This is a genomic window from Pseudooceanicola nanhaiensis (assembly GCF_020171315.1).
In the GTDB taxonomy this organism is placed as follows: Bacteria; Pseudomonadota; Alphaproteobacteria; order Rhodobacterales; family Rhodobacteraceae; genus Pseudooceanicola; species Pseudooceanicola nanhaiensis_A.
This window is the reverse complement of record NZ_JAIUZP010000003.1, coordinates 1-11,005: the sequence shown is the minus strand read 5'-3', so window position 1 is coordinate 11,005 and position 11,005 is coordinate 1. Positions and strand designations below refer to the sequence as shown.

Genomic DNA, 11,005 nt, shown 5'->3' with positions numbered 1-11,005 from the left:
CGCCCGTCTCCTTCAGCGCCTTGATCTCGAGGACCGGGTTGGCAACCTTGTTAATCGCGTCCATCGCCTGTCTCCATGTTCTGTCCCGCCTCGGTGATCGGCACGTTCTGCATCTGCAGCCGTGGCACGTCCCCGCCCTCGACCGGGCCGAGGTTCTCGCGCGCCCGCACCTCGTTGATGGTGAGCCAGCCGTTGCTGAGGCCGGACTGGTAGAAGGCCGAGCGGCTCGCACTGTCCCCGCGCAGCAGCCCCTCGAGGTTGAACTCGACATAGAGGCCGCGCGCGCGGTCGGCCGCGCTGAGAAGCTGCTTGTTCACCGCTTGCTCGATCCGCTTCAGCCGCCGGCGCAGGGTGAACTTCTGGAAGGCCAGCGTCTGCTGCTCCAGCCCGGTGCCCCAGCTCGTGCTCTTCTCCGTGTGGCCGATCATGTGCGGCGGCACCCCGAAGAAGCGGCAAATCTCCTCGACCGAGAAGCGCCGGCTCTCCAGCATCTGCGCGTCTTCCGGGTTGATCGTCAGCGGCGTCCAGGTCGTGTCGCCCTCGAGCACTAGTGGTCGGCCCGTGTTCTGCGCGCCGACGAAGGTCTCGACCAGCACCGTCTTGGTGATCTCGCGCTGCTCGGCGCTCAGCCAGTCCTTGAAGGTCAGCGCCCCCGAGGGCCGCATGCCGTTCTTGAAGGTGGTCCCGGCCGAGCGGTCGATGGCGCGCGCCAGCCCGAAGGCCTGCCGTCCGAAGTGCAGCGTCGACATGCCGCCCAGCGGGTTGCCCCCGAAGCCCCGGATGTGCAGCACGCCGCTGTCGGGGCGCACATGGCTCTGCCCGTCTTCCGTCCAGCGGTACTCCAGCGTGCCGCTCTCCCGCCGCCGCACGCTGACCAGGTCCGGGCGGATCGGGACCAAGGCAATCAACCGGCCCGAGCTCTCGCGCTCGACGGCCGCATAGGCATTGCCCCAGAGCTCCAGCGAGGCCGCCACGAACTCCCAGAAGTCGAGTGCGGTCTGATCATAGTTGGGACTGTCATGGAGCAGCCGGAAGAGCGCGTGGTCGCGCGCGGGCTCCCGGCCCTCCTCCGTCGTCCGGTAGGTCATCACCGGCAGTGAGCCGATCGAGCCCGCCAGCAGGTTGGTGCAGGCCCAGACCGCCGAGAGGCCCAGCACCGTGCTGTCGCTGACGATCTCGCCGCTGTCGGCCACCTGCCCCGAGGGGCGCCAGCTCTCTGCGTCGGTCAGCGTCACGGGACGCGTGAAGGCCGACTTGATCCAGTGCTTCAGCTTCAAGTCGAGGCCTCCAGTGCCGCAAAGTAGTCATCCATCCGCGCCGTCGCGGCCGGGTTCAGGCTCATCAGCCAGACGGCATTGAAGAGCGCCATCAGCGGGTCGATCTTACCCGAGCCGCTGACCGCCTTGGTCACGATCACCGCGTTGCCGCGGGTCTCGGTCTTGGCGTTGCCGACGCACCAGGTCATGAGCGCCTGGTCGGCGTGACGCAGAGAGCCGTCGAAGAGCTTGCGCTCGGCCCCCTTGATCGCGCCATTCAACCGGTACCCCTGGCTCACCGGCACCAGCATCTCGGTCGGGATCCCGTCGAGCTCCAGCGCATCGACGATCGCCGCCACGCCTTCCGGGTCGAGCCCCACGCCTGCCTTCTTCGGCAGGACACCGGCGCGGTGGAGGCTGCCCACCAGCGAGACGAGGTCATCCACGTCCTGCGTGGGGTGTTTGCAGATCACCAGCTCGCCCGCCTTCTCGAGATCCTCGAGGATCGGCGCGATGCTCTTGCGGCGCTCCAGCGCGATCCTGTGCACCCAAGCCCGCGACCAGGACAGCCAACCCCGGGTCTTCCGCTCGCGCCCCACCACGGTCAGGCCCAGCAGGTCATCCATGCCGCCGCCGTCGATGCCCGCCACGCAGACCTCGCAGCGCGCGATCATCTCCTCGAGCGTCAGCCCCTTCACCGTGGCCTCGGCCCAGTAGTCGGCGCCGATCCAGCGGTCATTGTGCAGCCCCATCCCGATCTGGATATTGAGGTGCTGCGAGGCCCAGATGATCTCGGCCTCGATCCCTTCCTGCCGCCGGGCCGCGTACTGGTCCTTCAGGATCGCCAGGTTGACCGAGAGCCCGATGTTCGGCGTGACCATCGGCCAGAGGGCCGGGTCGCGCCACGGCTTGTCCTTCGCGAGCTGGACACGTTCCGGGAACTCGTAGAGCACCGGCAGCATGCGCACGCCCTCGGTGATCTTGCCGTCCCGCACGCCCCGCGCGAAGTCGAGCTTGGTCTTGAAGACCCCCATCGGGGGCACGTCCGACTGCGTCGTGATGTAGACCAGCAGCGCATGCGGGTTGGTCACCATGCCGCCGGTGATCTGCGCGATCACCCGCTCCGCGAAGGACCGGGCCGCGATGACGTGCAGCTCGTCGACGATCGTCAGCGCCGGGATCTCGCCCGTGACAACGCCCATCTCGAAGGTCTTCACCGCCAGCGTGGCGCCGGTCTTGATCCGGGTGATCGTCTTCAGGTGATCCTGCACATGGAAGATCGCCTTCAGCTTCGGGTTCGCCTTGATCATCCCGTGCGCCTGGTCAAAGCACCGCTGCGCGATGTTCTTCGTCGGGCCGAGGATCAGCATCTGCGCGTTGGGCCGGTCCCAGAGCAGCAGCGCCGTCAGCCCCAGCGCCGCCGAATAGGTGGTCTTGGAGTTCTTCTTCGGCACCAGCGCGAAGACCTCGTTGACCAGCGGCAGGCCCGTCTCCGGGTCCTCCGAGGCAAAGGCGGTGCGCACGATGTCGCGGAACCACTCCCCCGCCGCCTCCGCCAGCTTGGGCTGGCCGGGCACATCCGGCAGCTGGAGCCCGTTGAAGAAGTTCACCGCTCGCTTGGCGCGCGCCGCGTTGAGCGGAAGCTCCGGGATCGGCGTCTCCCCTCTCTTCAGCTTCTCTTCCCAGTCCGGGCACGAGAAATCGAAGGCCATGGTCAGTGCCTGGTCTCGGTATCAAAGAAGTCGTCCAGCTCTTCCTCGGCCTGCATGGCCGCGGCCTGGATGGCCTCCTTCTTGCCCTTCGGCACCGCTTTACCGCCGGCCTCCGCCTCGCGGCGGTATTGCGCATCGAGGGCTGCCTGCTGTTCCCTATCGAGGATCTGGCGCAGCTCCTTCATGGCCGAGACGTTGCCCGCGTCGGCCGCCTTCTGGAGCTGGAGCATGTTCTTCGCCCGGGCCTCGGCCAGCGCCATCTCCCGGGCATGCGTCCGGTTGATCTTGCCGTTTTGAAAATAATGCTTCCGAAGCGTGGGCGCCGAGATGCCCATCTCCTCCGCGATGCGCGAAAGCGTCAAGCCAGTCAGGAGCAACGTCCTGACTTTGCTGGCATTCTCCGCCGTCGGCAGATGTTCGTTGCGGCCCTTCTCGCCCCGCTTGGGATTGATCGGATCGCCCAGCAGGTCAAATTCCAGAGCCATGGGAAAAAAATCTCCAAGTGAGGGGGGCACGGGGCTTCCGCGCCAAAGGCTGTGAAGTTTGGACCCGCCCCCCGCCGTCGCGGGGTCAGAGCCCGTCCGAGAGCCAGCCGGCCTTCTCCTGCCGCTGCTTCTCGCTGTCGTGCCAGGCCTTGCTGACCGACTGCAGGTTCGCCGGATCGAAGAAGAGAGCCGCGTCTCCGCGGTGCGGGCGGATGTGATCCACGACCGGGCTGTTGGGCGCAGGCGCTTTCCCTGTCAGCCGAACGCCGGTCTGCTGGCAGGTGAAGCCGTCGCGCCGGAGCACCTCGAGGCGCAGCTGCTTCCAGCGTTTGGTGTTGTAGAAGGCGCGGCCCGGCATGATCGCCGCGCGTTGCTTCGACCGCTCCGCTTCGGTGGATGGCACGATCAGGCGCGCAGGTTGACGCCCGAGGCGCCCGCCGACGCCACGACCGGAAAGTCGTCCCATGAGATGTCCTGAAAAAGCGCCAGCCAGCGGCCGGACATGAAAACGCCCGGCAGCTGGTGCTCAGCTCCGGGCGCAGTTCGTGATGATGCCCTATGGGTAAGATCTGGTTAGGCTAACCGTCAAGGGGCTAATTTACGCCCGGCAGCGATCACTGCCGCAGCTCCCTGATAACGCGCTGGATTTTACGCCAGTCCTCCGCCTCGTCTTCCCGGCTCTCGGCCTCGCAGGCCCGGATGCGCGCAGCAGCCTCCGCTTCGGCCGCGGGGCCATGGGCGCGCAGCAGCGCGGACGCCTGTTGGGCGATGTTCATCTGTTGCATGGGTCCTCCTTCCGCCACCCTCTCCTCTGAGCGACGGCCCGACCATACCATAAGCAGGGGGTAAACGCATGTTCAGTGGGCGGGGAGGACCTCAAGGGCATCGCGCCAGGGACTCGCAAGCAGCTCTTTGCGGAAGGTCGTGTAAGTCTCAGCATGAAGCCAAGCACCGGCACGAAGGGCGGATTCCGGACCTTCGCTGTGGCAACGATGCGATCGCCCAGCAAAGGTGGAAGCCGACATTCGGAGCGGAACAAGGTCGAGGTTTTTTCTGCGCCGCCGCAAGCCAGGCATCAGTCAGGCGACCTACTTCAATTGGAAGACGCGATACGACGGTTTGCTGCCGGACGAGATGCGTCGGCTGAAGGCGCTCGAGGGGCTCTGATGCTGTAACCGCCCCAACCGCAAACCAGCTTTTTAAGCAGCATGAGCATGCCGAGCGCGAAGCATTCGTCGGATTACTACGTCGACACTCGAGCTTGACTGCCACCGACACCTGCCGCTTCAGACCACAGATCAGCAGTGGCTCATGAACCTCTCAAGCACGCCCGGTACAATCTATGAGCGATTAGCTGCCGCTTCAGCTAATGCCGAGGATGATTGCCTTGCGTCGATCGACGCCGTGCGGGAAACACATGCAAAGTACAAGATGCTACGACTTGTAACTTTATCATACTGATAAATTATTGCAACTTCTAGGCGAGCTAGGGTTCACACTTTTCAGGACGACCATAGATGGCGAAAAACGAGGGCGAGACCAATGCAACCCAAACGAGATCCAGGCGTTAGGCAGAGATCATCTTCGAGCCGCCAAAACACACTTCTTACAGCACTCTCTGAGCCGCAAACCCAGGAAGACGTAAGCGAACTTCTGCAGGTCGATGGCAGTTTGGCGAGGAGCATGCTGAGGCGTCTGCAGCGTGAGGGCCTTGTGGTTCCGCTTGAACGCGACGGGAGTGCCCGAAAATGGGTCCGAAAACGCAGGTAATGTCAGGCCGCCCGATACGGAGCCCGAGAAAATGGTGAGTTCAAGCGAAAAGGGCCCGCCTCGGTTAGCCGGGCGGGCCAGTACCGTACCGGATAGATCGGACGTGGGGGCCCGCTACGAAATTCCATCTGGCACGCGGGCGCTAAAGGTTCAGGTTGAACACCCATGTACTGGCTAACACGATTCTCTGCAAAATTATCAGGGTCACGAAAATACCTTATTCCCTGATAGGTTGAGAGACCCTCGCGCAGGGGTGGAGTGAGGGGATGAAAAGTTAAATGGCAAAGCGTGGCGTTTCATCGCAGCCGCAGGCCAGAATTGTAAGAATTCCGGCGCGGGTGGTAGCAAACTCCGAATGCGATCCTGTGACCCGCTCCCCTGAAGCGGTCTCCGATCTGACGGGGGGGGCCGCGATGCGCCATCAAAAGCTATGAAGTTATATGCGCGCATATTGAATATTTTCGGGGCGCTGAATATGTTTGGACCTTGTTTTGAGGTGTATAGTTGTGGTCAGTCGCAATCCCGCGCCGGTCCTTGAGCTTCACAAAGTCCGTTGGGCTCGGGTCTTGGCGCGCCGGGCTTTGGTCGAAGGGCTCTCTGAGGCCGAAGATATCGACGGCATGATGGATGAGTTTGCAAGGGTGCAGGCTCATATCGACGCACTTGATCGTGCGATCGCCGACGAGAACAATATAGAAAAGCAGTGGGAGAGCTCTAAGCCAAGTGCGACCGACTGGAGATCTCTGTTCAGGCCAGCCCCCAAGGAAGGCTGACAGGTCTGGGAGGACGTGTGCCCCCGCTGCTAGTGCTCAATCACTTCCTGTGCTGAGTGGGTCACGTCCGCAATCCCTCGTTTACCCGCTTCAGCAGGTTCCTGACGTTGGAGACATGCCACTGTCCTTCCCGTCGGGTGTCGGTCCTTGCGAAGAAGATCGCGATGAAGATGAAAGTGTATGTCCAGAACCCGGCCCAGTCGAGGTGATGCGACAGGTAGTTGCCGAGCAGGAAGATCGTCACAACGTGAACGAGGTCGTAGAATAGCTCGACCCAAGGCGCGTGGTTGCCTGCGCCGCCCTCGATGTCCAGATGGTGCCGTGGGCGGGTCCAGATCGGAAAGTCCTTAAACGGCATGTCTTCTCCCTCGAGAGACGACTCTCCTATAGTGGTAGAGAATGATCTGCGGGCCACAAAACTCTTTTTGGATCACGGAAGGTGCCAGGTCTGGGCCAACAGACTGACCCGATCGGCATCTGCTCAACCGCACATCGGCAACGAGGGCTTTGGCCGCGCAATCGACCTCTGGTCGCCCAAACTGCTGCGGCAAGCACGAATGGCAGGTTCCGTGGAGCTGCGTTGCAGCGTTGTTTGCCATTTTGAAAGACCGGTAGGGGCCGCGAGCAGTCCTGGTCGGAAAGGGGCGGAGAGCGGTCGTTAGCTGCGTCCTGGACGAACGGCAGCGAAGCGCAGGAACCGGTCATCCACCGCGTTTCGCACGAAGGTCCGGTAAGGGCCGGAAGCGACCACCGTCGGTAGGGGCGGATTGCGGACCTTCGCCGAGGCGACAATCCGATCGTCCAATCAAGATGAAGGCGACATTCAGAGCAGACCACGGTCGATGTTTGATTTGCATCGCCGCAACGCGCACCGAGCCTTAAGCGCTCATCCGTGAGCCCACGTCTTGCAGTCGCAGCAGAGTTTGTGGGTTGAGGCGAGCTTTAGATGGGATCGGCGCAATTACTCAAAGGAGTGTTAGGCTCAGGACCCATTAGTCGGCTTGCGGCGCCACTGGCGGCGTGATTCACGCTCTCCAACTGTAGGAGGGTGTGGTGAGTAATCTTTTCTGGCTGAGCGACGAGCAGATGGCACGTCTCGAGCCGTTCTTTCCGAAGAACCATGGCCGCCCACGGGTCGATGATCGTCGTGTTTTGAAAGGGATAATCTTCATCAACCGTAATGGGTTGCGCTGGCGGGATGCACCGAAGGAATGCGGTCCACCCAAGACGCTCTACAACCGCTGGAAGCGGTGGAGCGACATGGGGGTATTCGCCTGAATATTCGAGGGGCTGGCGGCCGAAGCGGTGGAGCCGACGACGATCATGATTGATGCGACCTACCTGAAAGCGCACCGCACGGCCTCAAGCCTGCGGAGTAAAAAGGGGGGTGCGGGCGCCTGATCTGTCGCACCAAGGGGGGATGAACACCAAGCTCCACGCGGTGACCGACACGAAGGGACGCCCGATCAGGTTTTTCATGTCTGCCGGTCAGGTGAGTGACTACACTGGCGCGGCAGCCCTTCTGGGCGGTCTGCCAGCTGCGCAGTGGCTACTTGCTGACCGAGGCTATGATGCCGATTGGCTCCGCGAAGCCTTGCAGGACAAGGGGATCAGGGCCTGTATTCCAGGCCGCAAGGCGCGCAAGATCCCAGTCAAATACGACAAGCGGAGATACAAGCGGCGCAACCGCATCGAGATCATGTTCGGTAGGCTCAAGGACTGGCGACGCGTAGCGACCCGCTACGACAGATGCCCGAAGGTCTTCCTCTCAGCCGTCGCTCTCGCCGCTACTGTGCTGCTCTGGTTATGTGTCCTGAGCCTAGAGAAAGCTCCGGGACAGAATCTAAGTCGGCCCTTGGCATCAGTTCGGATCGATTATCCACTTGGTGAGCGTCGGGCGATTCGACCCTGCCAAACGCGCCGCTGCATAGTAACCGATGGCAAATGGCGAACTATCGCCGATCACCGCCGAACATATCGACGGTGATCCTTCGATCTTTCGATCCGTCCTGTCATAGACACCGTGCGCAATTGAGGTCAGAGTTCCGCTGTCCGAGACGCTCCAAGTGTCGACACGCAACCTTCCCGAAGTGGTTCGCACGGCCGTGGCTATCTGACCGCCGCCAGCATCGCCGCGGACAAAGGCAATTGACGGCGTATTGCTATACCGACCGTGCTCGGGCGTCTTGGTTGCCATACCGCTCCCGGTCCGCACTAGGCTGCCGTCGCTCTTGACTTGATGGGCCTGCACCCGGAGGGCGTCACCGTCGGCGTCGATATAGGCCGTGACGACCAAGCTTTGCTTGAGCCAACCTGCAATGGCCGGTCGGCCGGTGATCTCCGGACCGGCGTTGCCGCTGTCGCCGCGGCGGGAGATATTGTTGCCTCCAACCTCCCAACAGATGAGCTTGAGCCGCCCGTCGTTGGCCTTGATCGCCGTGACAACAAAGGACGGACCGAAATTCAATGCGGGCGTTTGCAGACCGTTACCGGTCATGACCGGACCCGCAGCTGCAATTGACGGGTTGTCCAGAATTTTCCCTGCGGCGTCCCCATCGTGACGTACAATGCCGCCACCGCCGCTTTTTGCATCAAAGACGATCACCCTCAGGTTTTCGTCCGCATCCTTCAAAGCGACAACCGCCTTTGTTCCCCCGAGATAGGCAATGTCTGCGGTTCCTCCTGGTGGTCCGAATTGGGTACCGCTGTCTCCTTTCCGTTCCGCTCCCATTGAAGTCATGTCCCAAGTGATAAGAAACAAGCGTCCGGAATTTTCGCCATGCGCAGCGGTCACCAACCAGTCTTTTGTGAGCGCTGCGCCGGGGGATCCCTCGATGTCTCCAGATGGCGTGCCTCCGTGCAGTCTTGAAATGGTGCCGAGGTTCTGCCTGACCCTGTAGGTCTGAACACGCAGTTCGTCACTGCCTTCGCCATGGACGATCAACGCAACAAGATCGTTGCTTTTATCTTGCCCCCGGGCGAATCCCGCTAACAAAATGGCCGGCCTTCCGATAATTGACCCAACGGGTTCACTAATGGGATCGTTCTCGGCAACAGCTTTCATCGTTGGCATAGTCAGGTCTCCCTTGATGGCTCCAGCTTTAATGCTTGGGGACACCCCGCCCTTTTAGGTTCAGCTGACATTCCCCAAGTAGAATACCCTTCTGCTCAGGATGACGGTGCCTTGTGCGCCCATCAACCCCAGGTTGAATGCCCTTCTGCTCAGGATGACGGAGCCTTGTGCACCGATCAAGTTTTTTTGCTTTTTTGCGCGGCCCTGTTGGATAGATCAGCTGGCGAGCGCCATAACCCTTTCTCCGGACATACTTATCCTGCGCCGGGGTCGGCAACTGCGGGCGGCAGATTTTTCCGCACTGCCGACCCTGGATCGTTCAAAATGCTGCGGCCTGCACGAATGACCGGTTCGAAGACGCTGCGATTCGGCCCTGACGGTCGCCATGGATGACCGCTGTGGGCCGCTTACGTCGGGCGAGATGCCGGTATCGGCTCCTTTAGCCGAAATCGCTTCCTTCGTTTGGCCGACCGTTGCCTCAAGGACTGCTAAGCCCCTGAGGCGGCGCATCGCTGCCGTCGAGGGGTGCCTATGACACCGCGATTCAGTTGCGTGGAACGGCTGTTTACCATTGGGGCTGAGCAAGACAGGGTTCAGCCTTGGGCTGTCGGGCGCGAGATCCTCAAAATGCATCGTAGCACGGCGCGGATCGCTAAAGTCGCCCACAGCAGCGCAGACATCGCTGCCTCGTGATGCATAAGCCCGCCCCTGAAACCGAGGCGGGCCTTTCTTGTTAGGTGGCGTCAGACACTCAGAAGAGAAAATCATCCGCCGAATAGGCCAGTCCGACGCCGATGTCGGAGACGGCGATCCCGGCCAGCAGGATGCTGTCGGCCCCGGCCGAGATCAGGGCGTTGCCGCCCACATCGCTCAGGTGGTTGGCCAGCAGGTCTGCGAAGCTCGCGATCTCCGTCACGGCGGAGAGGTCGATCTGCTCCGCATCGAGGCTGTCGAAGTTCACCAGGGTGTCATTGCCGAACCCATCCGCGAAGATGAAGAGGTCCGCCGCGCCGCCGCCGTTGATCTTGTCATTGCCCGCGCCGCCGATCATCGTGTCCTTGCCCGCGCCGCCGATCAGACGATCATCGCCCGCGCCGCCCTCCACGAGGTCCCAGCCGAAGCCCGCGCCGCCGCGCACGAGGTCGTTGCCGTCACCGCCAAGAACCGTGTCCGCCCCGAGGCCGCCATCGACCGTGTCGTCGTTGCCGTCGCCGGAGAGCACGTCGTCGCCGTCCTCGCCGAAGAGCTTGTCGTTGGCATAGCCGCCCTCGGCGCTGTCGTCGCCCGCGCCGCCGTAGATCCAGTCCTTCCCGGCTTCGCCAAGCAGCGTATCGGCCCCGGCCCCGCCAAAGAGACGATCGGTGTCGTTGCCCCCGATGAGCAGGTCGCGGTCGTCGCCCCCCTCAAGGGTATCGTCGCCCGAGCCGCCGATCAGCGTGTCGTTCCCGGCCCCGCCCGCAAGGCTGTCATCGCCGAGGGCGCCGTCCAGCGAGTCATTGCCCGCGCGCCCGGCGATCTCGTCATCCCCGGCGCCGCCGGCAATCACGTTGTTGCCGGTGGTGCCGAAGATTGTGTCGTCGCCCGAGGTGGCCAGGAGGTTCTCGAAGTTCGTGGCGCTTTCGATGACTGTGCCACCGCCGGAGGAAAGCTCCACCACGCCGCTGACGAGATTGAAGAACCCGCCGCCGGTCTCGTCGGAGTAATCGACTGTATCAATGCCAGTGCCGCCATCCAGAGTATCCATGCCCGCATTACCGGCAATAAAGTCGTCCCCATCGCCTCCCAATATCTGGTCATTACCCGCCTGACCAATCAACAGGTCATCGCCATCGCCGCCAGAAAGGCTGTCGTTGCCGTTCCCGCCGTCCAGGTAGTCATTTCCGTCGTATCCGAACATGGTATCGTCACCACCATAGCCGTAGAGGCTGTCGGCTCC

Annotated in this window: 8 protein-coding genes and 1 pseudogene; 1 reads left to right on the top strand and 8 read right to left on the bottom strand. The window is 62.4% G+C overall.

Features of this window, described 5'->3' with window-relative positions:
• Positions 1-50: 50 nt before the first annotated feature.
• From LCM32_RS04990 to LCM32_RS04965, 6 genes are all read right to left on the bottom strand, one after another.
• Complete coding sequence (locus LCM32_RS04990; RefSeq protein ID WP_224819969.1) at positions 51-1,277, bottom strand: phage portal protein; 1,227 nt, start codon at positions 1,275-1,277, stop codon at positions 51-53.
• On the bottom strand, positions 1,274-2,968 hold the full coding sequence (locus LCM32_RS04985) for a terminase large subunit (protein ID WP_224819968.1): 1,695 nt from the start codon (positions 2,966-2,968) through the stop codon (positions 1,274-1,276). Before LCM32_RS04985 ends, LCM32_RS04990 begins: the two co-directional genes overlap by 4 nt.
• Positions 2,969-2,970: 2 nt before the next feature.
• Positions 2,971-3,453, bottom strand: coding sequence for a hypothetical protein (locus LCM32_RS04980; RefSeq protein ID WP_224819967.1), 483 nt, complete (start codon positions 3,451-3,453; stop codon positions 2,971-2,973).
• 85 nt (positions 3,454-3,538) lie between these two features.
• The gene (locus LCM32_RS04975; RefSeq protein ID WP_224819966.1) at positions 3,539-3,919 is read right to left on the bottom strand and encodes an HNH endonuclease; all 381 of its coding nucleotides are present in this window, start codon (positions 3,917-3,919) and stop codon (positions 3,539-3,541) included.
• A 148-nt stretch (positions 3,920-4,067) separates the two neighbouring features.
• Positions 4,068-4,238: a hypothetical protein gene (locus LCM32_RS04970; RefSeq protein WP_224819965.1), complete on the bottom strand. Its 171-nt coding sequence runs from the start codon at positions 4,236-4,238 to the stop codon at positions 4,068-4,070.
• A gap of 1,819 nt (positions 4,239-6,057) precedes the next feature.
• Entirely contained in the window at positions 6,058-6,354 is a 297-nt protein-coding gene (locus LCM32_RS04965; RefSeq protein WP_224819964.1) for a low temperature requirement protein A, read from the bottom strand.
• A gap of 695 nt (positions 6,355-7,049) precedes the next feature.
• On the opposite strand from LCM32_RS04965, the pseudogene LCM32_RS04960 reads away from it, so the two are divergent.
• Positions 7,050-7,803: pseudogene (locus LCM32_RS04960) on the top strand (IS5 family transposase); the annotation flags it as partial.
• 54 nt (positions 7,804-7,857) lie between these two features.
• Here the strand turns inward: LCM32_RS04960 and LCM32_RS04955 are convergent.
• Together LCM32_RS04955 and LCM32_RS04950 are read right to left on the bottom strand one after the other, a co-directional pair.
• A complete protein-coding gene (locus LCM32_RS04955) occupies positions 7,858-9,069 on the bottom strand; it encodes a hypothetical protein (RefSeq protein WP_224819963.1) in 1,212 nt (403 codons plus the stop codon).
• Between the two features lie 751 nt (positions 9,070-9,820).
• Positions 9,821-11,005: calcium-binding protein (locus LCM32_RS04950; RefSeq protein ID WP_318246177.1), on the bottom strand; the 1,185-nt coding region annotated here is incomplete at its 5' end.

What these genes read in the sequence shown, in the direction of transcription:
- LCM32_RS04975 (WP_224819966.1), bottom strand. Translation starts at nt 3,919, where the DNA reads ATGGGACGACTTTCCGGTCGTGGCGTCGGCGGGCGCCTCGGGCGTCAA.
- LCM32_RS04965 (WP_224819964.1), bottom strand. Translation starts at nt 6,354, where the DNA reads ATGCCGTTTAAGGACTTTCCGATCTGGACCCGCCCACGGCACCATCTG.
- LCM32_RS04970 (WP_224819965.1), bottom strand. Translation starts at nt 4,238, where the DNA reads ATGCAACAGATGAACATCGCCCAACAGGCGTCCGCGCTGCTGCGCGCC.
- LCM32_RS04980 (WP_224819967.1), bottom strand. Translation starts at nt 3,453, where the DNA reads ATGGCTCTGGAATTTGACCTGCTGGGCGATCCGATCAATCCCAAGCGG.
- LCM32_RS04955 (WP_224819963.1), bottom strand. Translation starts at nt 9,069, where the DNA reads ATGCCAACGATGAAAGCTGTTGCCGAGAACGATCCCATTAGTGAACCC.
- LCM32_RS04985 (WP_224819968.1), bottom strand. Translation starts at nt 2,968, where the DNA reads ATGGCCTTCGATTTCTCGTGCCCGGACTGGGAAGAGAAGCTGAAGAGA.